The following is a 21,679-nucleotide window of genomic DNA, read 5'->3' as shown; positions in this document are numbered from 1 at the left end:
CCATGCTCGCTCGTGCCCGGACCTCCGGACGTCTCGCCGCTGCCGTGACCGCGGCGGTGCTCGCCGTGCCCACCCTCGTCGCCTGCTCCGGCGGCGCCGAGACCCCTGCTGAGGAGGGCACGTCGCCCGAGGAGGTGCTGGCCGAAGCCTCCACCCAGCTGGCCGAGACCAGCGGCGTCGACCTGACCCTCTCGACGAGCAAGCTCCCCGAGGGCGTCTCGGGCATCGCCAAGGCGGCCGGGACCGTCACCGACGCCCCTGCCTTCGACGGCACCATCACGGTCGTCTTCGCGGGCCAGACGGTCGACGTGCCGGTGATCGCCGTCGACGACACGGTCTACGCCCAGCTGCCGTTCACCAACGGCGCCTGGGACAAGGTCAACCCCAAGGAGTACGGCGCCCCCGACCCGTCCGGGCTCGTCGGCGAGGACGGCTTCGCCGGCCTGCTCACGCTCACCGAGTCGCCCGAGGCCGGTGAGAGCGTGCGCGGCGGTGCGGACAACTCCGAGATCCTCACCACCTACTCCGGCACCGTGCCCGGCGACGCCATGGACGCGGTCATCCCGTCGTCGGCCGGCGACTCCTTCGACGTCGAGTGGCAGGTCACCGACGAGGGCGAGCTGCGCAAGGCGACGCTCACCGGCGTCTTCTACCCGCACACCGACCCGATGACCTACACCGTCGACTTCGCCGACTACGGCACCGAGAAGCAGATCTCCAAGCCGTGACGAGCCCGACCGGGGCCGGGACCGGGGAGGTCTCGCGCACGTCGCGGCTGCTCCTGTCGATGGCCGCGGTCGCCGTCGCGTTCGCGGCAGCCGACACGTACGTCGTGGTGCTGGCGCTGCCCGACATGATGACCGGCGTCGGGGTGCCGATCGACCAGCTCCAGCGAGCCGCCCCGATCGTCAGCGGCTTCCTGCTCGGCTACGTCGCGATGCTGCCGCTCATCGGGCGCATCGCCGACCTGCGGGGTCGGGTGCCGGTCCTGGTGATGGCGCTCGTGCTGTTCGCCCTGGGCTCCCTGGTCACCACGCTCGCCTACGACATGCCGAGCATCGTCGCCGGCCGCTTCCTGCAGGGCGTGGGCGGCGGCGGCCTGGTGCCGGCCACCTTGGCGCTGGTCGCCGACCTCTACCCCGTCGAGCGCCGGGGCGTCCCGCTCGGCGTGGTCTCGGCGGTCCAGGAGATCGGCTCGGTCCTCGGCCCGCTCTTCGGCGCGGCCGTGCTGGCAGTATCGGACTGGCGGGCGATCTTCGCCGTCAACCTCGCCGTGGGCCTGGTCCTCGCCGCCGCGATCCGCAGCCTGGCCCCGCACGAGCGCTCGACGCCGCGCCGGCGACCCGACCTCGTCGGCCTGGTGCTGCTCCTGGCCACGCTCGCCGGCGGGGCGACCGTCTTCCTGCGACCCTCGTCGCTGATGCGCGACCTCACGTGGGGCCAGCTCTTCATCCCCTTCGCGGGCGACGGTCGGTGGCTCACCCCCCTCGGCGCACTCACGACCGGGGCGCTCGTGCTGCTCGTCGCGTGGTGCTGGTACGGCCCGCACCCGCTCCTCGACCTCCGAGGCTGGGGACGGGTGCTCGTCGAGGCCGACCTCGTGGGCGCCCTGCTGCTCGCCGCCGCCCTCGGCGGGGTGATCCTCGCCTTCGCCACCGCCGACCCCAAGATCGAGGTCTTCTCGCCCCGGGGGCGGTGGTACCTCCTCGGCGCCCTCGTGGCCACGGCCGCCTTCACCTGGCACGTACGCCGCGCCGCCAACCCGCTCGTCCCCCGCGGCGCGCTGCGTCGTACGCCGGCCTGGGGAGCGCTGCTGGTCAGCTTCTTCGTGGGTGCCGCGCTGATCGCCGCCCTCATCGACATCCCGCTCTTCGCCCGCACCACGGTCTACCCCGACGACCAGCTCCCGGCCGCGTTGGTGCTGGTGCGCTTCCTGCTGGCCCTGCCCGTCGGCGCGGTCCTCGGGGGCTACCTCATCCGGTTCCTGTCCCCCGGCATCGTCACGGCGGTCGGGATGCTGCTTGCCGCCACCGGCTTCGTGCTGATGACCCGCTGGGGGCTCACCACGATCGAGGAGCCGATCGCCAACCTCGCGCTCGTCACCGGCGGGCTCGGCTTCGGACTCGCGCTGGCGCCGGTCAACGCGGCGCTGCTCGCCTTCACCGACGACGACGTGCACGGCGTCGCGAGCGCCTTCGTGGTCGTCGCGCGCATGGTCGGGATGCTGGTCGGCATCTCCGCGCTGACCACGATCGGGTTGCGCCGCTACTACGCCGAGCAGCTCGCCGTGCCTCCCGTCCAGGAGGTCTGCGACGGCAAGAGCAGGTGCAAGGAGTTCTCCGACCTGCTCCGGGTCGCGGGCATCGCCCAGGAGCACGCCGTCTTCTGGGGTGCCGCCGGCTGCGCCGTGCTCGCGGCGGTGCTCGCGCTGGTGCTGTTCCGGCAGGTGGGGCCCACCCGGCTTGCTGCGCGAGACCTCTTCACCGGCAGCGCCTGAGGGACGCTAACCTGCGTCACGTGGACGACTTCGACGACCTGATGCAGGCGAACCGCGAGTTCGCGGACTCCTTCGACCTCGGCGGCTTCGACGGCAAGGCCCACGCTGGGATCGCGCTGGTCACCTGCATGGACTCGCGGATCGACCCGCTGCGGATGCTCGGCCTCAAGCACGGCGACGCCAAGATCTTCCGCAACCCGGGTGGCCGCGTCACCCCGCAGGCCCTCGAGGCGCTGGTCCTCGGCGTGCACCTGCTCAACGTGCAGCGCATCCTCGTGGTGCCGCACACCCGCTGCGCCATGGCGTCGGCGTCGGAGCAGGAGCTGCGCGAGAAGGTCGGCGAGTCGGCCGGCGTCGACGCCAGCTGGCAGTCCTTCGGCGTCGTGACCGACCAGCTCGAGCAGCTGCGCGAGGACGTCGCCAAGGTGCAGACCCACCCGCTCATCGGCGACCGCGCCAAGGTCGGCGGCTTCCTCTACGACGTCGACACCGGGCTCCTCACCCAGCACGTCTGAGCCGTCGCGTCACTCGGGCTCGGGGCCGCCGTACGTCGCCCGCTGGCGGTCGATGGTCTGCCTCAGGTCGGCTGCCGAGTCGCGCGCGCGTGTGACCCGGTGGGTGTCCTGGATGCCGTGCCGCACTGCCAGCCGGATGATCCAGTAGAGCGCGAACGCCACGAGCCCGTAGAGCAGGACGACGAACACCAGCACCTCGGCTCCCCCGACATCCATCATGCGCGGAACGCTACCGGCTCATGCGTCCAGAGTCTCCACGTCGACCTCGTAGGCACCCTGCACGATGAACTCCTTGCGCGGCGCGACGTCGGAGCCCATGAGCAGCTCGAAGACCTGGCTGGCCTCGTCGACGTCGTCGATGGTGAGCTTGCGCAGCGTGCGGTGGCGCGGGTCCATGGTGGTCTCGGCCAGCTGGTCGGCGTCCATCTCACCGAGGCCCTTGTAGCGCTGGACCGGGTCCTTCCAGCGCATGTTCTTCTTCTTGAGCTCGGCGAGCTTGCGCTGCAGCTCGTCGTCCGAGTACGTGTAGATGTACTTGTCCATCCCCTTCTTCGGGTTGGACAGCTCGATGCGGTGCAGCGGCGGCACGGCCGAGTAGAGACGCCCGTCGCGCACCAGGTCGGGCATGTACTTGAAGAAGAGCGTCGCCAGCAGGCACCGGATGTGTGCGCCGTCGGAGTCGGCGTCGGCCATCAGGATGATGCGTCCGTAGCGGGCCGCCTCGAGATCGAACGTACGCCCGGAGCCGGCGCCGACGACCTGGATGATCGAGGCGCACTCGGTGTTCTTGAGCATGTCGCCGACGGACGCCTTCTGGACGTTGAGGATCTTGCCGCGGATCGGCAGCAGCGCCTGGAACTCGCTGCTGCGCGCCGCCTTGGCGGTGCCCATCGCCGAGTCGCCCTCGACGATGAAGAGCTCGGTGCGCTCGGTGTCGGAGCTGCGGCAGTCGAACAGCTTGGCCGGCAGCGCGGAGGACTCCAGCGCGTTCTTGCGTCGCTGGTTCTCCTTGTGCTGCCGGGCCGCCAGGCGCGTCTTGGACGCGCCGGCGACCTTCTCCATCAGCAGCTTGGCCTGCGCCTTCTCGGCCCGCTTGGTCGACGTCAGGAAGGCCTTGAGCTCCTGCGCCACCACCTTGCGCACGACGCCGCGCGCGGCCGGGGTGCCGAGGATCTCCTTGGTCTGGCCCTCGAACTGGGGCTCGGCGAGCCGCACGGTCACGACTGCGGTGAGGCCCTCGAGGACGTCGTCCTTGATCACGTCGGTGTCGGCGGCCTTGAGCACCTTGGCCCCGCGCATCGCGTCGTTGAACGTCTTTGTCAGGGCGGCCTCGAAGCCGCTGACGTGGGTGCCGCCCTTGGGCGTGGCGATCACGTTGACGAAGGAGCGCACCTCGGTGTCGTAGGCCGTGTCCCACCGCACCGCGACGTCGACGGTCAGCTCGCGCTCGACCTCCTGCGGCGTCATGTGGCCCTTGTCGTCGAGCAGCGGCACGGTCTCGGTGAACGTGTCGGTGCCCTGCAGCCGGAGGATGTCGGTGACGGGCTCCCCGTGCGAGAGGAACTCGACGAACTCTGCGATGCCTCCGTCGTGGCGGAACTTCTCCTCGACCTTCTCGGAGCCGCGCAGGTCGCGGATGACCAGCTCGAGGCCCGGCACGATGTACGACGTCTGGCGGGCGCGACCGAGCAGGCCGTCCGTCTCGAAACGGGCGTCCTTGGTGAAGATCTGGCGGTCGGGCCAGAAGCGGATCCGCGTGCCGGTCCTCCCCTTGGCGACCCGCTTGCCCTTGCGGGTCAGCCCGGACTTCGGCGTGAACGTCGCCGACGGGCCCTCGCCGTCGAAGACGCCCGGCACGCCGCGCTGGAAGGACAGGCCCTGCTGGGTCGGCGAGCGGTCGACGTCGATGTCCATCCGCGAGGAGAGCGCGTTGACCACCGACAGGCCGACCCCGTGCAGGCCTCCGGTCGCGACGTAGGAGCCGCCGCCGAACTTGCCGCCCGCGTGCAGCTTGGTGGCGACGACCTCGACCCCGGAGAGCCCGGTCTTGGGCTCCTTGTCGGTCGGGATGCCGCGCCCGTCGTCGTAGACCTCGACCGAGCCGTCGTCGTGCAGCGTCACCTCGACCAGGTGCGCGACGCCGGCCAGGGCCTCGTCGACGCCGTTGTCGATGATCTCCCACAGGCAGTGCATCAGGCCGCGCGTGTCGGTCGAGCCGATGTACATGCCCGGCCGCTTGCGCACTGCGTCGAGGCCCTCCAGGACCAGGAGGTGTGCTGCGTTGTAGGTGTTGTCCGCCGGTGCTGCCACAAGAGGAAAACCTACCCGGCGACACGCCGGACGACCGCGAAGGCACGCCTGCTCCGAGACGGGTATGAGCAGGGCTAGCGTGGGGCACCTCACAGGTATCACTTCGGCAACGACTCGTCCACGCTTGAGGACAACGTCAGCGGCGGAGGGTGGGACGTGATTGACTTGAATCCGTTCTCGATCCACCCGTTCCAGCGGGAATCTTTGCCCCGCTGGCTACGTTGGGCCAGACACCGATGAACAGAAATGAGGCTGACGTGACCACTGCCACCGCACCCACCCAGGCCGTCCTCACGGCCGGTGACCGCTGCGACCGCTGCGGCGCCCAGGCCTACCTCCGTGTGGAGCTCCAGACCGGTGGTGAGCTGCTCTTCTGCGCCCACCACGCCCGTGAGCACGGCGAGAAGCTGCGCGAGATCGCGGCCAACGTCCACGACGAGACCCACAAGCTCGACGCCCCGGCGGCGGGCAGCGAGGCCTGAGCAACCGACCACCCGACTTCCACCGCGGCCCCGGACGACTCGTCCGGGGCCGCGGTGCGTCTGGGAGGCTGTGCCCCGTGAGTGCCACCGAGCTCCTCGTCGCCGTCCTGATCGCCGTCGGCATCGCCGGGATCATCGTCCCCGTGCTGCCCGGGACCATCCTCGTCCTGGGGGCGATCCTGGTGTGGGCGCTCGAGGTGGGCACCTCCACCGGCTGGCTGGTCTTCGCGGTGTGCGCGACGCTGCTCGTCGGCGGCTCGGTCGTGAAGTACCTCGTGCCCGGCCGGCGGCTCAAGGCCTCCGGCGTCCCCCACCGCACCCTGCTGGTCGGGGCGTTGCTCGCCTTCGTCGGGTTCTTCGTGATCCCGCTGGTGGGCATGTTCGTCGGGTTCGTGCTCGGCGTGTACGTCGCCGAGCGCGCCCGCGTGGGCGCCGCCGGCGCCTGGCCGTCCACCCTCGGCGCCCTCCGGGCGGTCGGCGTCTCGATCCTGATCGAGCTGGTCGCGGCCTTCCTCGCGGCGCTGACCTGGGTCGTCGGCGTGGTCGCGACCTGATGGCCGTCCTGCTCTCGCTCGTCGCCGCCCTGGCCTACGGGCTCTCCGACTTCGTGGGTGGCCTCGCCTCGCGTCGTACGTCGGCGTGGCCGGTCGCGTTCGTCGGCACCGCCGCGGCTCTGGTCGGCGCGATCGTCCTCGTCCTGGCGACGGACGGCGCACCGACCGGCCCGGACCTGGTCTGGGGAGCCGTGGCCGGCATCGGCACGGGCCTGGGCGGTGCCTTTCTCTACAAGGGCCTCGCTGCGGGGCGGATGGGGGTGGTCGCGCCGATCTCCGCGGTGGGTGCCGCACTCCTGCCGGTGTGCGTCGCCGTGGTCACGGGCGAGCGCCCGGCCCTCCTGGTCTGGCTGGGCATCGCGGCCGCCGTCCCGGGCATCTGGCTGGTCAGCAGGGAGCCCGGTGGCTCCGGCGACCTGGCTGTCGGGATCGCCGACGGCGTGATCGCCGGGCTCGGGTTCGGGGTGCTCTTCGCCGCCATGGGCCAGGTCCCCGAGGAAGCCGGCTTCGCCCCGCTCGCGGTGGCCCAGGCGGCGGGCCTCGTCTGCGTGGCCGTCACCGCCAGTGCGGTGGGCGGGCGGTGGCTGCCGCACGACTCGTCGCAGGCGTGGGGTGCCGTCGCCGGCGTGCTCTCCACTGCTGCGGTCGTGGCGTTCCTGCTGGCGACCCAGACCGGGCTGCTCGCCGTCGCCTCGGTGCTGACCTCGCTCTATCCCGCCGTCACGATCGCGCTCGCGGCGGTCGTGCTGCGCGAGCGCATCCACGTCGCCCAGGGCCTGGGCCTCCTGCTGTGCGGAGTCGCCGTCGGCCTCGTCGCGTCCGCCTGACGCAGTCCGCCCACCACCGGCACCACGCGTTGCTAGAGTCACGCCCGTGTCTCGGCTCGATGCCCCCGCTCGTCTTGCGGCCCTCGAGAACATCAGCTCGTCCGTCCGCACGGATGAGCGGTTCGATCGTGTGGTCCGCCTGGCGCGACGCCTCTTCGACGTGCCCGTCGCGGCCGTCAACCTCATCAGCGACCGCGAACAGGTGAGCCTGGCTCAGGTGGGCCTGGACTCCGACGTCCGTCCCGTCTCCGACTCCATCTGCGCGACCGCGGTCGAGCAGGGCCGACCGCTCGACCTGCGCGACGCACGGTTGGACCCCGTCTTCGCCCGGCACCCGGCGGTCCTGTCGGACGACCCGGTCGTGTTCTACGCCGGACGCCTCCTCCATGCGGACGGAGAGGTCGTCGGCACCCTCTGCCTGGCGGACGGCGAGCCTCGCGAGCTCACCGAGGCCGAGGACCACATGCTCAGCGACCTCGTGGCGTGGGTCGAGCAGGAGCTCGCCAAGGACCACGACCAACGCGAGGCCGTCGAGGTGCAGCGGCGACTGGTGCCACGCCACGACGTGCACGTGCCGGGCCTCGAGGTCTCCGGACACTCCCTGCCCGCACGCGCCGTCGGAGGCGACTTCTACGACTGGCAGGTGCTCGACGGTCGTCTGCAGGTCGTGCTCGCCGACGTGATGGGCAAGGGCCTCGTGGCAGCGGTGATCGCCTCGGCCGTGCGCACGCTGGTGCGCGGCACGTCCCCCTACAACACCGTCGCGACCACGGTCTCGCGTGCCGCGACCGACAGCCAGGACGACCTCGACGACGCGGGCCGGTTCGTCACGATGTTCGCGGTCCGCATCGACCCGGCCACCGGCGAGATGGACTACGTCGACGCCGGGCACGGATTGGCGCTCGTCCTCCAGCCGGACGGTGGCGTACGACGTCTCGCGTCCGGCGACCTGCCGCTCGGGGCGCTGCGAGGCGACCAGTGGACCTCGCGCACCGCGGTCCTGGCACCCGGCGAGACGCTGCTCGTGGTGAGCGACGGCGTCCTCGACGCCTTCGCCACCGCCGAGGACGCGCTCGCGGGCGCACGGGAGCTCGCCGCCCAGGCCCAGAAGCCCGCGACGATCGTGGACCTCGTGATCCAGCGGGTCGGCGAGCTCACCACCACCGACGACCTGACCGTGATCGCGGTCCGACGGGAGAACGCGTGAAGCAGCTCGCCATCCGACTGCTCGTCCTCCTCACCCTCATCGCCGGCACGCTCTACGTGGGGTGGCGCTGGCTCTACTCGGTCAACTGGGTCAACTGGTGGATCGCCGTCCCCCTCGTCGTCGCGGAGACCTACTCCCTCATCGACTCCTACCTCTTCGGGCTGACGATGTGGCGCCGCAAGGACCGGGGCCAGGCTCCCCCGCCCCCCGAGGGCGCGACGGTCGACGTGCTGATCACCACCTACGACGAGCCGGTCGAGATGGTCGCGGCCACGGCCCAGGCGGCGACCCGCATCACCTTCCCGCACCAGACCTGGATCCTCGACGACGGCGACCGGCCCGAGATGCGCGCCGAGGCCGATCGCCTCGGCGTCGGCTACCTCACGCGCGGCGACGAGTGGCGCGACATGCCCCGCCACGCCAAGGCCGGCAACCTCAACAGTGCCCTGTTCCGCACGGACGGTGAGTTCCTGCTGGTGCTCGACGCCGACCAGGTCCCTGACCCGCGCATCCTCGACCACACCCTCGGCTGGTTCCGGGACCCCGAGGTGGCGCTCGTCCAGACCCCGCAGTGGTTCAGCAACGTCACCGGCAGCGACCCGCTCGGCAGCCAGGCCCCGCTCTTCTACGGCCCCATCCAGCAGGGCAAGGACGGCTGGAACGCGGCCTTCTTCTGCGGCTCCAACGCGCTGCTGCGTCGCGACGCGCTCATGCAGCTCGGCATCGTCGGCTACGTCCGCGAGGTGGAGGCCGCCGTCCGCGAGACGCTGCATGCCTCCCGGCGCATCCTGACCCGCGCCGTGGCCCGCGCCCGCAAGGACACCCCCGAGCTCGTGCCGGCGATCAGCAGCGTGCTCGAGGCAGTCCAGCTCGCGCAACGGCGGCTGGACGAGGGCGTGCCCGTGTCCGAGGTCACCTACGAGTTCCAGCAGGCCGTGCAGGCCGCCGGCCGCGGTGTGGTCAGCGACGACCTCGCCGCGATCCGCGCCGACCTCGCCGAGCTCGAGGCCCTCTCCAGCGACTCGCCGGAGATGCTTCCCGTCGGCATCGACGCCGAGCTCGGTGTCCCCGTCGTCGACGAGCAGGCGCTCGAGCACCTGTCCAGCCGTGAGTTCTCGCCCCTCGGCGCGGTCGACTCCGTACGTCGCCTCATGACCGCCGTCGACGTCGACCGTGCGGACGAGGCACAGCCGATGATGCCGCTCGCGACGGTCTCGGTCACCGAGGACATGGCCACCTGCATGCGCCTGCACGCCAACGGGTGGCGGTCGGTCTACCACCACGAGGTCCTCGCCCACGGCCTCGCGCCGGAGGACCTGCGCACGATGCTGCAACAGCGGTTGCGCTGGGCGCAGGGCACGTTGCAGGTGCTGCTGCGCGAGAACCCGTTGACGCAGCGCGGCCTGAGCGCCGGGCAGCGGCTGATGTACTTCGCGACGATGTGGAGCTACCTGTCCGGCTTCGCCGCCGTGATCTACCTCGCAGCACCCGTCGTCTACCTGTGCCTGGGCATCCTGCCGGTGAAGGCCTACGGCCTGACCTTCCTGGCCTACTTCGTCCCCTACGTCGTGCTCAACCAGCTGCTGTTCGCGGTCGTGGGCTACGGCGTGAAGACGTGGCGCGGGCACCAGTACAGCCTGGCGCTGTTCCCGTTGTGGATACGGGCCTGCGTGACTGCGGCCGCCAACGTGTGGTTCGGCCGGCCGCTCGGCTTCGTGGTCACGCCCAAGACCCGCCAGGCCCGCCAGCCGTTCCCCTGGCGCCTCATCTGGCCCCAGCTGCTGGCGATGGGTGTCCTCGTCGCCGCGTGCGTCGTCGGCGGGCTCCGGTTGTGGCTCGGCACCTCGACGTCGGTCGTCGGCACGGGCGTCAACTGGCTCTGGGTCGCCTACGACCTGCTCGTCCTGAGCGTCATCATCGAGGCTGCACGCTTCCGTGCACCTGAGTTCGCGAGCGACATCGAGGAGATCGCAGCATGAGTGACTGGCAGACCGAGGTCAGCGACGGGGTCGCGGTGATCGTGTGTCCGGCACGCGTCTCGATGGCCGTGGCAGCGTCGTTCCGCGACGCGATCGGCGCGGCGGTCGCCCAGGCCCCCCGGGTGGTCGTCGACCTCGGCCCGACGACGTTCATCGACTCCTCGGGCCTCGGGGCGCTGGTCAGCGGGCTCAAGACCTGTCGCCAGGCGGGCGGCGACCTCCGTATCGCGGCTGCCGGCGAGCAGGTCCGCACGGTCCTGAAGCTGACCAACCTCGACCGCATCCTGCGTGCCCACCCGACAGTGGAGGACGCCCGCAGTGACTGGTGAGCGCTACGAGCTCGGCGGGCTGGCGGTGCCCCAGGACCTGGAGCGGCTCCACGACCTGCTCGAGCAGGCGTCCGCCGAGCACCCCCACGTCCCGGCGGCCGACGTGATGATGTTCGAGACCGCGGTGATGGAGCTGGCCAACAACGTCGTGGAGCACGGGCGTCCTGCGGGCCGGGTCGCCTGGCGGTTCAGCCTGCAGGTGCTGCCCGACGCGCTGTCCGCTCGCCTCTCGGACTCGGGAGAGGAGTACCCCGGCTGGGACGCGTCAGGCGTGCCGGAGATGCCAGGCGAGATGGCGGAGTCCGGCCGCGGCCTCGCACTGGCGTCCGCCGTGCTCGACCACCTCGACTACCAGCGTGAGGACGGCGTCAACGTCTGGATCATGCGCCGCGACCTGACTGCCTGAGCCGCGCTCAGGCGCCCGTCGAGCCGAGCCCCGACTCGATGGGCAGGCTCCAGCGGTGCCGCTTGGGCACCCAGTCGACGACGGGGTGCGACCCGTCGGCCTGGTCGACCATCTTGACCGAGACCCGGACCGAGCCCGCCGAGTCGAAGCACTCACGGCTGATGACCGCCCGGAACAGGTCCTTGCCCCACCTCGGCCGTGCGACGTAGTCGCACTTCACGCGATCGTCGCTGCCGCGCCACGCCTCGGCGCGGGTGAGCACGTAGTCGGTGCCGTCGCCGAGCCCGCTGCTGAGGACGTACTCAGGTCCCTTCACGCCGCGGTCGGAGTCGATGAAGATCGACAGCCCGGCCGCGCTGGAGCGCATCAGCTCGTTGAACCTCACCCGGACGCGAAGGTTCTCGCGGCCGTGGTTGGCGTCGATGCTGTAGATGTCGGTCAGGGAGGCGCTCGCGTCGGCCGGGTCGTCGATGCCGTAGAACTCCGCGCTGGCGGGAGCCACGGTCAGTCCGGCGAGCACGAGCGCGGCGCCGGCGGTCAGAGCTGTCCGAGTTCTCATGCGACGAGTGTGGCACCTCCCTCCCCCCGAACGTCCACCTACTTCAGGGGGATGCGCGGGCACCGGTGGCACGATGGCGCCATGGCGGGAGCAGGGGGCCGGAGCGTGCGCATCCTCTGTGCGGCGGCGGTCACGCTGGGCCTCGCGGCCTGTACGACACCCGGCGGGCGGCAGTCGTCGGACGTGACGTCCTCCCCCGGCCGGGCGCCGACGGGGTCGGCCTCCACGCCCCGCGAGCCCGACCCGGGGGACGAGCGGTCCCGGCCGGTCCGGATCGCCCTGGCGGGCGACGTGCACTTCGAGGGGGCGCTGGCGCGCCGGCTGGACGAGCCCGACACTGCTCTCGGACCGGCCGCCGCTGCCCTGGCGGCGGCCGACCTGGCGATCGTCAACCTCGAGACCTCGGTCGGGACCGGCGGCCGGCCCGAGCCCGGCAAGCGCTTCACCTTCTCCGCCTCTCCAGCGGCGTTCGCCGCACTGGCCGCCGCGGGCATCGACGTCGCGAGCATGGCCAACAACCACGCCCTCGACCTCAGCAGGGCCCGCCTCCCCAGCACGCTGCGCGCCGCACGATCGGCCGCGGACGCCGACCCGCCGCTGTCGGTCGTCGGGATCGGCCGCGACGCGGACGAGGCGTTCCGGCCCGACCTGACCGACGTCCGCGGCACCCTCGTCGCCACGCTGGCGGCCTCCCTCGCCGACCAGGACCCGACCGCCGACGCCACCGGGCACTGGGCGGCCGGCGCGGGCCGGTCCGGCATCGCCGACGCGATCGAACCGGCGCGGCTCCTGGCCGAGGTGCGCCGAGCCGACCGAGACGCGGACGTGGTGGTCACCTACCTCCACTGGGGCGTCCAGGGCGAGCGCTGCCCGAGCGTCGACCAGCGGTCCATGGCCGCCCGTCTCGTGGAGGCGGGCGCGGACGTCGTCGTCGGCACCCATGCCCATCGCCTGCAGGGCGACGGCCACCTCGGGCGCGGCTACGTGGCCTACGGGCTGGGCAACTTCGCCTGGTACTCCCCCGGGCCCACCGGCGTCCTCACCCTCACGGTCCAGCCACCGCCTCGGCCGTCCGGCCGCGCGACAGTGGTGGACGCGGAGTGGTGGCCTGCGGCGATCGGGGCCGACGGCCTCCCCGCGCCGGTCGGCACCACGGCCGCGGCCGACTTCCGTGCCCAGCGCGAGGTGCTGCGCGCCTGTGCCGGGCTGACCCGCTGAGCCCCGAGGAGGCGCCTATGCGGGTGCCAGCCACGCGAGGAGCAGGCGCCCCACGCGTTCCAGCTGCTCCGGAGCCACGACCCCCGGGACGTCACCGGCGGAGTGGTAGCCGGCGTACGGCGTCGAGCCCAGCCGAGCTCCCGGCAAGCCGGCGCGCACGAACGACCAGTGGTCGCTGCTGCGCTGGCCCGGGTCGGCCACGGCCGGCACACCGGCGCGACGGGCGGCCGCGAGGAGGCTGCGCTGCAGAGGGTCGGAGCTCCCGGCCGAGCCCACGGGCACCTGGTCCCCGACCCCGACCCGGTCGAGGGAGACCATCCCACGGACCGCCCGGCGCTGCGCGGGCGTGAGCCGCGCGACGTACGCCCTCGAGCCGTAGTGGTGGTCGTCGTCGGAGGGTCCGCGCGGCTCCTCGGCCCCGAAGGCGACGAACACGACCGGCAGGCGGGTGCTCCTCACCGCGGCCGCCTCCGCCACCGCGAGCACCACGCCGACGCCTGAGGCGTTGTCCTCGGCACCGGGCGCCTGCGGGACCGTGTCGAGGTGGGCGCCCACGACCAGGTGCGGCTCGCGGGGGTCGAAGCCGTCCGGCGTCGCGACCACGTTGACCGAGGTGCCCGCGGGGACGTCGACGCCCCACGACACCCCCGCAGGTACGTCGACACGCTGGCGCCCGACGTCGTAGCCGAGCCGCCGGAAGGCGCGCGCCACCCAACCGGCCGCGCGGGCGTAGGACCGACCGGTGGCCTCTCGTGGACCGACGGCACCGGCGAGGTGACGGACCGCGCGCACCGCGACCGAAGGGTCGAGGTCATCGGCGCGGACCCCGCGTGCGGGCGCCTCGGTCGGCGCCGCGGACCTGGTGGTCGTCGCGGTGAGGGGGCCGTGCGCCGGTGGCGTCCGGTCGGGCGGAGACGGCTGCGACTGTCGTTCCGACGAGCAGGCCGACAGGGTGAGCGCCAGTCCGGCCGCGCCGGCGACGACACGTCGGATCCGGGGACCGGACGTCATGGGGACCGCGGGTGCGAACGCGCGATCCCCATGACGCCGAGTGCTCGGATCAGTCCAGGTAGTCGCGCAGGACCTGCGAGCGGCTCGGGTGCCGCAGCTTGGACATCGTCTTGGACTCGATCTGGCGGATCCGCTCGCGGGTCACGCCGTAGACCTTGCCGATCTCGTCGAGGGTCTTGGGCTGGCCGTCGGTGAGGCCGAAGCGCATCGACACCACGCCGGCCTCGCGCTCGGACAGCGTGTCGAGGACCGCGTGCAGCTGCTCCTGGAGCAGGGTGAACGAGACCGCGTCGGCGGGGACGATCGCCTCGGAGTCCTCGATCAGGTCACCGAACTCGCTGTCGCCGTCCTCGCCGAGGGGCGTGTGCAGGGAGATGGGCTCGCGGCCGTACTTCTGGACCTCGATGACCTTCTCCGGGGTCATGTCGAGCTCCTTGGCCAGCTCCTCCGGCGTGGGCTCGCGGCCCAGGTCCTGGAGCATCTGGCGCTGCACGCGGGCGAGCTTGTTGATGACCTCGACCATGTGCACCGGGATGCGGATGGTGCGAGCCTGGTCGGCCATGGCCCGGGTGATGGCCTGGCGGATCCACCAGGTGGCGTAGGTGGAGAACTTGTAGCCCTTGGTGTAGTCGAACTTCTCGACCGCACGGATCAGGCCGAGGTTGCCCTCCTGGATGAGGTCGAGGAAGAGCATGCCGCGACCGGTGTAGCGCTTGGCCAGCGAGACGACGAGTCGCAGGTTGGCCTCGAGGAGGTGGTTCTTCGCGCGACGGCCGTCCTCAGCGATCCACTCGTACTCCTCGAGCATCTTGGGGCTGATCCGGCCGCCCTTGGCGAGCTTCTCCTCCGAGAACAGGCCGGCCTCGATGCGCTTGGCGAGCTCGACCTCCATCTCGGCGTTGAGGAGGGGGACCTTGCCGATCTGCTTGAGGTAGTCCTTGACCGGGTCGGCGGTGGCACCGGCCACCATCACCTGCTGCTCGGGCTCGTCGGTCTCGTCGGCCGCGGAGACGGTGAAGGCCTGCTTCTCGTCCTCCTTGATCGTCGGGTCCTTGGCGACGTCCTTCTCGAACACCTCGTCGGGGATGTCGGGGAGGACCTTCTTGCCGTCGGGACCGATCGCCGGAGCGTCGGTGGCGCCGAGGTCGACGACCTCGTCCGCGGGCTTCGCTGCGGCCTTCTTGGCCGGCGCCTTCTTCGCGGCCGCCTTCTTGGCGGCGGGCTTCGCGGGCGCCTCGGCGGCCGCTGCGGCCTTCTTCGCCGGAGCCTTCTTGGCCGCGGCGGAGGTGGCGGTGCGCTTGCTGGTCGCGGCGACCGCACGCAGGCTGGTGGCGTCGACGTGGACGGAGATGCCGAGGCCGCTGAGGTGCACGAGGAGCGCCTTCAGGTGCTTGGGCTCGACACCGGCCTCGTCACTGGCGCGACGCACGTCCTCCGGGGACACGGTCCCGGTGGGCGTGCCTCCGGCGACCAGGGCGGTGATGGAGGGGTGCGTCAGCACCTCGGCGGGGAGCAACTTGCGTGCGTGTGAGGACACGAACACCTCTCGTCAAAAGTGCTTCGGGGCGCGGCGAGGCCCGGTGACGTCAAGAGCCGCGCCGTCATTCTGCCACGACGGTCCACACACCCCGACATCGCACCACCCGACGCGTACGCCTACGGGCCCGTGCCCGCCCGCCCGGCGGCCTTCTTGGCCTTCTTGAAGTCGCGCACCTTCTGCAGCGAGTCGGCGTCCACGACGTCGGCGACCGACCGGTGCCCCTCCAGGGCGTAGTCGCCGACGACCGCCTCCCAGCCCTCGGGGCGTACGCCGAGCTGCTTGGCGAGCAGGGCCACGAAGATCTGGGCCTTCTGCTTGCCGAAGCCCGGCAGCGACATCACCCGCTTGAGCAGGTCCTTGCCGTCGGTGGCCTCGGTCCAGAGCCTGGAGGCGTCCCCACCGTAGGTGTCCTCGACGATCCGGGCGAGCTCCTGCAACCGGGCCGCCATCGAGCCGGGGAAGCGGTGGATAGCCGGGGTCGTGGCGGCCATCGCCGCGAACTCCTCGGGGTCCGCCGTGGCGATGGCGGCCGGGGCGAACGTGCCGAGCCGCTCGAGCACCTTCGCCGGGCCGCGGAACGCGTGCTCCATCGGGTACTGCTGGTCGAGCATCATGCCCACCAGCAGGGCGAAGGAGGAGTCGTCGAGAACCTTGTCGGCGGCCGGGTCGCCGGTGATCTGGAAGCCCATGCGCCCATCATCCCTCACGCCCGGCACCGGGTCGCGTGCGCGGCGGGACTACTGGGCCCGACTACTGGGCCTTGACCGCCAGCACGGGGCAGGGAGCGTCGAGCAGCACACGCTGGGCGTTGCTGCCGAGGATGAGCTTGCCGACGGGCGAGCGGCGTCGCAGGCCGATGACGAGGAGCTCGGCGCTGTTGGCCTCGGCGATGCTGATCAGGTCCTCGGCCGGCTCGAACCCGCGCACGAGCTGGCGGATGTCGTGCTCGACGCCGGCCTCCTCGAGCGTGGTCCTGATGGCCGCCAGGTCGTCCTCGGCCGCGCGGGCCTTGGGCCCGTCGAACTCCTGACCGCCTCGGTGGGAGTTCACCACGACGAGCTTGCTGCCGCGCAGCTTCGCCTCGCTGATGCCGGCGGCCAGGGCGGCCTCGCCCTCCGGCTTCGGGACGTATCCGACGACAACGGTGCCCATGGTGTCTCCTCTCGGGGCCACAGCGCGACGCCGTGAGCCTGTGGGCACCGTAACGGAAACACTGGGCCTTGGGCAGCCTGTGGAGAGGCGCGTCGGACGGGTGTCCCTGCGGCAGGGTGGGCTCGTGGCACCCCGTCCCGCCCTCCACCCCGGTCTCCACCCCGGTCTCCACCCCGGCCTCCAGGCTCCGATCGAGCGCCACACCCACACGGTCCTGCGTGCCGCCACCCTGGAGCTCGTCGAGACCGAGCCACGGCGCCGGTTCCCCACCACGTTGCACGCGGGCGTGCCGGGCCGCGCCGTCCGTCACGTGGAGGACCCGCCCGCGAGCGACGCCGGCCTCCGGGCCGACGTCGTCCTGTCCCTGCTGCGGCACTCGGCCGCGCTGGTCCCGCGGCCCTACCTGTGGCTGACCCGACCGGGCGAGCTCAGCCCGCACGACGACGACCTGCGCTGGCTGGGACCTTCCTCGTGGGCCTGCGCCAGCCTCGGGTCGCCGCTGGGCCTCGTGGTGGTGACGCGTCGGGGCTGGTTCGACCCGGTGAGTGACGTACGCCGCGAGTGGCGGCGGCTGCGCCGACGGCCGGGCTAGGGGTGCGGGCCCCCGGGAAGGGTCAGTCCCAGAGGTGCACCGGCTCGTTGCTGTGCATCCGGTCGCGGTAGTCGAGGAGCGTGGCCCGCAGGGCGTCGTAGCGGTCCTCTCCCCCACGCGCCCGCACCTGCTCGACGAACCAGGCCGCTCCGCTGGTCTCGTGGAGGCACCGCTGCTCGATGATCCCGAGGTAGCGGTCGCTCTCCTCGCCGGGCACGCCCCACGCGTCGAGCCCCGCACGGGCCATCGGCAGCAGCCGCCGCAGCACCAGCTCGGTGGCCCGGACCTGGCCGAGCCCGGGCCAGTAGACCTGTGCGTCGACCCCCATCTGGGCCGCCACGTGGAAGTTCTCCTCGGCCGCCGAGAAGGACATCTGCGACCACAGGGGGCGCTCGCTCTCGGCGAGGAAGCGGATCAGGCCGAACCAGAGCGCGGCGTTGGCGATGGTGTCGGCCACGGTGGGCCCGGCCGCGAGCAGCCGGTTCTCCACGCGGAGGTGCGGCATGCCGTCGGAGATGTCGTAGACCGGCCGGTTCCACCGGTAGATCGTGCCGTTGTGCAGCTTGAGCTCGTGGAGGGACGGGGTGCCCCCGGACTCGAGCACCTCGAGCGGGTCCTCCTCGTCGGTGATCGGCAGCAGCGCCGGGAAGTAGCGGACGTTCTCCTCGAAGAGGTCGAAGACCGACGTGATCCACCGCTCGCCGAACCACACCCGCGGTCGGACGCCCTGGGCCTTGAGCTCCTCGCTCCGGGTGTCGGTCGCCTGCTCGAACAGCGGGATCCGGGTCTCGCGCCACAGCTCCTTGCCGAGCAGGAACGGGGAGTTGGCCGACACGGCCAGCTGCACGCCGGCGATGGCCTGCGCGGCGTTCCAGTAGGCCGCGAACTGGTCGGGCGAGGTCTGGACGTGGAACTGCGTGCTGGTGCAGGCAGCCTCGGGGACGATGGAGTCGGCAGTGGTGGTGAGCCGCTCGCGTCCGGAGATGCTGATGGTGATGTCCTCGCCCCGCGCGGCGAGGATCTGCTCGGAGAGCAGCTTGTAGCGCGGGTTGGAGCTCAGCGACGAGACGGTCATGTGACCCTCGGCCAGCGTCGGCAGGATGCCGATCATCACCTGGTGGGCACCGACCTGGCTGCCCTTCTCCTCCGCATCGTTGAGCGAGCGCCGCAGGCTCTCCTCGAAGGTCGTCAGTCCGCCCTCGCGCAGCTTGGCCGGCGCGAGGTTGATCTCGATGTTGAACTGCCCGAGCTCGGTCTGGAAGTCGGGGTCGGCGATGGCCTCGAGCACCTCGGCGTTCTTCAGCGCCGGGTCGCCCGCGTCGTCGATGAGGTTGAGCTCCATCTCCAGCCCGGTCATCGGGTCGTCGGTGTCGAAGCGCGCCTCGCGGAGCATCCGGGCGAACACGTCGAGGTTGCGACGCACCTTCTCCCGGTGACGCGTCCGGTCAGCGCGGCTGAACTCCTGCTGCTCGACCTCTTCTCCCATGACGGCACCCTAGTCACGCGCGCAGGGCGCGGGAACCGTCCGCAGGGAGGGGCATCACGCAGCCGGATCGGCCGTGCTCCCCGGTCGCGGTCGCAGCACCTCCCACGTGTCGGGCGAGGTGGCGGACTCGAGCAGCTGCGCCACCAGGCCGGCGAGGGAGTGGTCGGGCTCCGCCTCGCGGCACCGGTCGACGGCGCACCACGCCAGCGCGCCGTCGCCGACCAGCCACGCCGCGAAGGCCAGGACCGCGGCCGGCCCGGCGACGTGGCTCGAGGGCAGCCTGCGCACCGCGTCCGACCACAGCTCGACGGCCCGGCGCGCGTCGTCGCGCGAGAGCCACGCCCACGCCTCCTCGCGCCTGCCCGCCGACGCCACGGTGACGGCGGCAGAGGCCAGCTCGGCTCCGGAGAAGGTCGTGCGCTTCGCCACGTGACGGCGGGTCAGGGCCCCGAGCGCGCCTGCCGGCAGGAGGGATGCGACGGCCAGGTCGGGCTCGGCCCGTCGTACGGCGTCGACGTCGGTGGCGATGGTGGCGCGCAGCGCCTCGCGGCTGGCGTGGGTCACGCGTCCGTCGAAGACCGCCTGGGCAGTGAAGGCGTGCTCGGCCAGCGTGAACCGGACACCCTGGTAGGCCGCCAGCGGCGCCCCCGGCAGCACGGCGTACCAGTGGTCGTCGTGGACGCGCAGGACCTCGCGCACCCCGATGCCCGCGGCGGTGAACTCCTCGTGGATCGCCCAGGCGGCCTCGTCCGCCACGGTCGTGTCGTCGTCGTAGACCACCACGACCACCTCCCGGACGCCGTTGCGCAGGGCGGGACGGAGCAGTGCCTCCACCACGTCGTCGACGTCGTCGGGGTCGTGCGGGAGGTCGACGCGAGCGTTCATGCTGCCCGGCGAGCCGATGCTCACCATCACCACCGAGTGGTCGGGGACGAAGCCGAGGGCGACGGGGACGAAGGCGGCGATGTCGCCGGGCGTGCGCGCCGTGAGCGCGGTGACGGGAGCGGGAGCTGGTGGGGTGCGGTCTGTGGGATCCATGCCGAGGACGCTTCCCGTCCGCACCGACGCCCCATGCCCGCTGCGGCGGCGCCCTGTGGAGGAAGCCCTGCAGGGCGTGCCTGTGGACGATTCGCGGCCTGCGACAATGCTCGGGTGCGCTCCACCGCGTCGATCCTGCACCTGGACCTGGACGCCTTCTTCGCCGCCGTCGAGCAGCGCGACAAGCCGTCGCTGCGGGGCAAGCCGGTGATCGTCGGGGGCACCGGTGGACGCGGCGTCGTGGCCACCGCGTCGTACGAGGCCCGTCGCTTCGGCGTCGGCTCGGCCATGTCCACCCGTGAGGCACGCGCCCGGTGTCCGCACGCCGCGTTCCTGAGCGGCAGGTTCCACGCCTACCGGGAGACCAGTGCCCGGGTGATGCAGGTGCTGCGCGAGCTGTCACCCCTCGTGGAGCCGCTCTCGCTCGACGAGGCGTTCGTGGACCTCGCCGCGGCCGGGCTCCCCGACCTGGAGGTGGCGACCGTCACGGAGGTCGGCGCGCAGCTCCGCGCTCGCGTGCACGAGGTCACCGGGGGCCTGACCGCGACCGTCGGCATCGCGTCCTCGAAGTTCCTCGCCAAGGTGGCCAGCGAGCTGGACAAGCCCGACGGGATGACCGTCGTGCCGCCCGGCACGGAGCTCGACCTCTTGCGGCCGATGAAGGTCACCGTGATCCCGGGCGTCGGCCCGGCCACGGCCGAGCGACTGCGGCGCGCCGGCATCCACACCATCGCCGAGCTCGAGCAGGTCAGCGAGGACGAGCTCGTACGACTCCTCGGACAGGCGCACGGCCACGGGCTGTGGCAGCTGGCACGGGCGCAGGACCCCCGCTCGGTCCTCGCCGAGCGCGAGACCAAGTCGGTCAGCGTCGAAGGGACCTATGACTCCGACCTCACCGACCGCCGCCTCATGGAGGGCCTGCTCACCCGTCAGGCGAAGGAGGTCGGCACCCGGATGCGCAAGAACGGCTTCTCGGGCCGGACCGTCTCGATCAAGGTCAGGCTGCACGACTTCACCACCCTGAGTCGCTCGAGCACGCTCTCCAGCCCCACCGACGACGGCGCGACGATCGGCCGTGTGGCGCGGTCGCTGCTGGGCGACCTGGACACGACGGGCGGGGTCCGTCTGCTCGGGGTCGGGGTCTCGGGGCTGGCCGACTGGGTGCAGGAGGACCTCTTCGGCGAGACCGCCGACGAGGAGGAGGTCGAGGTCACGCTGCCCGAGCCGCCGCGGCGCAGCTGGCCCCCGGGCGCCGACGTGGTCCACGACGAGATGGGTCCCGGATGGGTCTGGGGGTCGGGGTCGGGCGTGGTGACCGTGCGGTTCGAGACCGCCGACACCCCGCCGGGCCCCGTGCGCAGCTACAAGTCGGACGACCCCGCCCTGCACCGTGCCGAACCACCCACGGAGGAGTGAGCCCGGGCTGAAGTTGCGATGCCGGCGCCGCATCGGGCACCCTCGATGGCGCAACACAGGTGAGGGGCTCCAGATGGTATGAGCATCAGGAGCCCCTCGATGTGCCCGGGGGTGGTGACGTCCGGGCCACCGCACCGGTCTCCCAGCTCCCGCCGACCCCGTCACCGGGCCCGCGCAGCGAGCGAGCTCGCCGGATGGTGCTGTTCTTCCGATCCGATCCCCGGCCCCGCCGAAGCGGTTCCGGTAGGGAGAGTTCTATGCCGCCCGGGCGTGGGGCCGCAAGGGGTTGACGCGACAAACCTTGGGTCCCACAGGGTTCCCCACAGAAGACCTTCCGTGCTCCACAGCTGACGGCCCCGTCCTCCACAGGTCCGGCCCCACCAGGCACCGCATGGCGCCCCGGCCGCGCGGGTACCCCTGAGAAGTCCCTGAGAGTTCGACGATCGTGCAACTCCCGAGGCGACTGGCTCGTCAGTGCAGGTGAAGGCACCGCAATCCGGTCGGGAACACGGCAACGGACACAGGTGTTGGACCAGATGTGCGACACGGGGTGATCGCACG

Annotated in this window: 22 protein-coding genes; 13 read left to right on the top strand and 9 right to left on the bottom strand. The window is 72.0% G+C overall.

From position 1 onward, the window contains the following. The first annotated feature begins 2 nt into the window (after window positions 1-2). The 3 genes from ACS3YM_RS07480 to ACS3YM_RS07470 are packed head-to-tail and all read left to right on the top strand — an operon-like array spanning window position 3 to window position 3,012. Complete coding sequence (locus ACS3YM_RS07480) at window positions 3-728, top strand: LppX_LprAFG lipoprotein (protein ID WP_439939443.1); 726 nt, start codon at window positions 3-5, stop codon at window positions 726-728. Next, window positions 725-2,497 carry an MFS transporter gene (locus tag ACS3YM_RS07475; protein WP_439939442.1) on the top strand — a complete coding sequence of 591 codons (1,773 nt, stop codon included), beginning with the start codon at window positions 725-727 and terminating at the stop codon, window positions 2,495-2,497. Before ACS3YM_RS07480 ends, ACS3YM_RS07475 begins: the two co-directional genes overlap by 4 nt. A 20-nt stretch (window positions 2,498-2,517) precedes the next feature. Beyond that, window positions 2,518-3,012 (top strand): beta-class carbonic anhydrase, encoded by a 495-nt coding sequence (locus tag ACS3YM_RS07470; RefSeq protein ID WP_439939441.1) that lies wholly within the window; start codon window positions 2,518-2,520, stop codon window positions 3,010-3,012. 9 nt (window positions 3,013-3,021) lie between these two features. Here ACS3YM_RS07470 and ACS3YM_RS07465 read toward each other — a convergent pair whose 3' ends face one another. Both ACS3YM_RS07465 and ACS3YM_RS07460 read right to left on the bottom strand, forming a co-directional pair. After that, complete coding sequence (locus tag ACS3YM_RS07465) at window positions 3,022-3,231, bottom strand: hypothetical protein (RefSeq protein ID WP_439939440.1); 210 nt, start codon at window positions 3,229-3,231, stop codon at window positions 3,022-3,024. 18 nt (window positions 3,232-3,249) lie between these two features. Further along, a complete protein-coding gene (locus ACS3YM_RS07460; protein WP_439939439.1) occupies window positions 3,250-5,322 on the bottom strand; it encodes a DNA gyrase/topoisomerase IV subunit B in 2,073 nt (690 codons plus the stop codon). A gap of 257 nt (window positions 5,323-5,579) precedes the next feature. Here ACS3YM_RS07460 and ACS3YM_RS07455 point away from each other — a divergent pair, with 257 nt between their 5' ends. The 7 genes from ACS3YM_RS07455 to ACS3YM_RS07425 all read left to right on the top strand — a co-directional run bounded on the left by ACS3YM_RS07455 (window position 5,580) and on the right by ACS3YM_RS07425 (window position 11,106). Beyond that, window positions 5,580-5,804, top strand: a complete 225-nt coding sequence (locus ACS3YM_RS07455; protein WP_439939438.1) for a DUF7455 domain-containing protein — start codon at window positions 5,580-5,582, stop codon at window positions 5,802-5,804. Between the two features lie 77 nt (window positions 5,805-5,881). Further along, window positions 5,882-6,358, top strand: a complete 477-nt coding sequence (locus ACS3YM_RS07450; RefSeq protein ID WP_439939437.1) for a DUF456 domain-containing protein — start codon at window positions 5,882-5,884, stop codon at window positions 6,356-6,358. After that, entirely contained in the window at window positions 6,358-7,185 is an 828-nt protein-coding gene (locus tag ACS3YM_RS07445) for an EamA family transporter (protein WP_439939436.1), read from the top strand. Before ACS3YM_RS07450 ends, ACS3YM_RS07445 begins: the two co-directional genes overlap by 1 nt. Before the next feature lie 46 nt (window positions 7,186-7,231). Further along, window positions 7,232-8,392: a PP2C family protein-serine/threonine phosphatase gene (locus ACS3YM_RS07440; protein WP_439939435.1), complete on the top strand. Its 1,161-nt coding sequence runs from the start codon at window positions 7,232-7,234 to the stop codon at window positions 8,390-8,392. Continuing rightward, window positions 8,389-10,371 (top strand): glycosyltransferase family 2 protein, encoded by a 1,983-nt coding sequence (locus ACS3YM_RS07435; RefSeq protein WP_439939434.1) that lies wholly within the window; start codon window positions 8,389-8,391, stop codon window positions 10,369-10,371. The genes ACS3YM_RS07440 and ACS3YM_RS07435 overlap by 4 nt, the downstream gene beginning before the upstream one ends. Then, on the top strand, window positions 10,368-10,700 hold the full coding sequence (locus tag ACS3YM_RS07430; RefSeq protein ID WP_439939433.1) for an STAS domain-containing protein: 333 nt from the start codon (window positions 10,368-10,370) through the stop codon (window positions 10,698-10,700). The genes ACS3YM_RS07435 and ACS3YM_RS07430 overlap by 4 nt, the downstream gene beginning before the upstream one ends. Further along, entirely contained in the window at window positions 10,690-11,106 is a 417-nt protein-coding gene (locus ACS3YM_RS07425; RefSeq protein ID WP_439939432.1) for an ATP-binding protein, read from the top strand. Before ACS3YM_RS07430 ends, ACS3YM_RS07425 begins: the two co-directional genes overlap by 11 nt. Before the next feature lie 7 nt (window positions 11,107-11,113). On the opposite strand, the gene ACS3YM_RS07420 is transcribed toward ACS3YM_RS07425, so the two are convergent. Next, a complete protein-coding gene (locus ACS3YM_RS07420; RefSeq protein ID WP_439939431.1) occupies window positions 11,114-11,665 on the bottom strand; it encodes a hypothetical protein in 552 nt (183 codons plus the stop codon). An 81-nt stretch (window positions 11,666-11,746) separates the two neighbouring features. Here ACS3YM_RS07420 and ACS3YM_RS07415 point away from each other — a divergent pair, with 81 nt between their 5' ends. Beyond that, a complete protein-coding gene (locus ACS3YM_RS07415) occupies window positions 11,747-12,883 on the top strand; it encodes a CapA family protein (protein ID WP_439939430.1) in 1,137 nt (378 codons plus the stop codon). A gap of 15 nt (window positions 12,884-12,898) precedes the next feature. Here the strand turns inward: ACS3YM_RS07415 and ACS3YM_RS07410 are convergent, their stop codons facing one another. The 4 genes from ACS3YM_RS07410 to ACS3YM_RS07395 form a co-directional block, all read right to left on the bottom strand. Next, on the bottom strand, window positions 12,899-13,894 hold the full coding sequence (locus ACS3YM_RS07410; protein WP_439939429.1) for a M28 family metallopeptidase: 996 nt from the start codon (window positions 13,892-13,894) through the stop codon (window positions 12,899-12,901). A gap of 49 nt (window positions 13,895-13,943) precedes the next feature. Further along, window positions 13,944-15,245: an RNA polymerase sigma factor gene (locus tag ACS3YM_RS07405; protein ID WP_439939847.1), complete on the bottom strand. Its 1,302-nt coding sequence runs from the start codon at window positions 15,243-15,245 to the stop codon at window positions 13,944-13,946. A 305-nt stretch (window positions 15,246-15,550) separates the two neighbouring features. Beyond that, window positions 15,551-16,123 carry an HhH-GPD-type base excision DNA repair protein gene (locus tag ACS3YM_RS07400; protein ID WP_439939428.1) on the bottom strand — a complete coding sequence of 191 codons (573 nt, stop codon included), beginning with the start codon at window positions 16,121-16,123 and terminating at the stop codon, window positions 15,551-15,553. Between the two features lie 61 nt (window positions 16,124-16,184). Further along, window positions 16,185-16,586: a universal stress protein gene (locus tag ACS3YM_RS07395; protein WP_439939427.1), complete on the bottom strand. Its 402-nt coding sequence runs from the start codon at window positions 16,584-16,586 to the stop codon at window positions 16,185-16,187. Window positions 16,587-16,710: 124 nt separating this feature from the next. Between ACS3YM_RS07395 and ACS3YM_RS07390 the strand changes: the two genes are divergently transcribed. Further along, the gene (locus tag ACS3YM_RS07390) at window positions 16,711-17,178 is read left to right on the top strand and encodes a hypothetical protein (RefSeq protein ID WP_439939426.1); all 468 of its coding nucleotides are present in this window, start codon (window positions 16,711-16,713) and stop codon (window positions 17,176-17,178) included. 22 nt (window positions 17,179-17,200) lie between these two features. Here ACS3YM_RS07390 and ACS3YM_RS07385 read toward each other — a convergent pair whose 3' ends face one another. Then, window positions 17,201-18,664: a glutamate-cysteine ligase family protein gene (locus tag ACS3YM_RS07385; RefSeq protein WP_439939425.1), complete on the bottom strand. Its 1,464-nt coding sequence runs from the start codon at window positions 18,662-18,664 to the stop codon at window positions 17,201-17,203. Window positions 18,665-18,718: 54 nt separating this feature from the next. Beyond that, window positions 18,719-19,702, bottom strand: a complete 984-nt coding sequence (locus ACS3YM_RS07380; protein WP_439939424.1) for a DUF4192 domain-containing protein — start codon at window positions 19,700-19,702, stop codon at window positions 18,719-18,721. Window positions 19,703-19,816: 114 nt separating this feature from the next. On the opposite strand from ACS3YM_RS07380, the gene ACS3YM_RS07375 reads away from it, so the two are divergent. Beyond that, window positions 19,817-21,118: a DNA polymerase IV gene (locus tag ACS3YM_RS07375; protein WP_439939423.1), complete on the top strand. Its 1,302-nt coding sequence runs from the start codon at window positions 19,817-19,819 to the stop codon at window positions 21,116-21,118. Window positions 21,119-21,679: the final 561 nt, after the last annotated feature.

It is taken from the genome of Nocardioides sp. N13(2025), assembly GCF_051912545.1.
Taxonomy (GTDB): Bacteria; Actinomycetota; Actinomycetes; order Propionibacteriales; family Nocardioidaceae; genus Nocardioides.
This window is presented reverse-complemented; position numbering and strand designations above follow the sequence as displayed.

What these genes read in the sequence shown, in the direction of transcription:
- ACS3YM_RS07465 (WP_439939440.1), bottom strand. Translation starts at nt 3,231, where the DNA reads ATGATGGATGTCGGGGGAGCCGAGGTGCTGGTGTTCGTCGTCCTGCTC.
- ACS3YM_RS07430 (WP_439939433.1), top strand. Translation starts at nt 10,368, where the DNA reads ATGAGTGACTGGCAGACCGAGGTCAGCGACGGGGTCGCGGTGATCGTG.
- ACS3YM_RS07385 (WP_439939425.1), bottom strand. Translation starts at nt 18,664, where the DNA reads ATGGGAGAAGAGGTCGAGCAGCAGGAGTTCAGCCGCGCTGACCGGACG.
- ACS3YM_RS07380 (WP_439939424.1), bottom strand. Translation starts at nt 19,702, where the DNA reads ATGGATCCCACAGACCGCACCCCACCAGCTCCCGCTCCCGTCACCGCG.
- ACS3YM_RS07420 (WP_439939431.1), bottom strand. Translation starts at nt 11,665, where the DNA reads ATGAGAACTCGGACAGCTCTGACCGCCGGCGCCGCGCTCGTGCTCGCC.
- ACS3YM_RS07395 (WP_439939427.1), bottom strand. Translation starts at nt 16,586, where the DNA reads ATGGGCACCGTTGTCGTCGGATACGTCCCGAAGCCGGAGGGCGAGGCC.
- ACS3YM_RS07400 (WP_439939428.1), bottom strand. Translation starts at nt 16,123, where the DNA reads ATGGGCTTCCAGATCACCGGCGACCCGGCCGCCGACAAGGTTCTCGAC.
- ACS3YM_RS07410 (WP_439939429.1), bottom strand. Translation starts at nt 13,894, where the DNA reads ATGACGTCCGGTCCCCGGATCCGACGTGTCGTCGCCGGCGCGGCCGGA.
- ACS3YM_RS07480 (WP_439939443.1), top strand. Translation starts at nt 3, where the DNA reads ATGCTCGCTCGTGCCCGGACCTCCGGACGTCTCGCCGCTGCCGTGACC.
- ACS3YM_RS07445 (WP_439939436.1), top strand. Translation starts at nt 6,358, where the DNA reads ATGGCCGTCCTGCTCTCGCTCGTCGCCGCCCTGGCCTACGGGCTCTCC.
- ACS3YM_RS07415 (WP_439939430.1), top strand. Translation starts at nt 11,747, where the DNA reads ATGGCGGGAGCAGGGGGCCGGAGCGTGCGCATCCTCTGTGCGGCGGCG.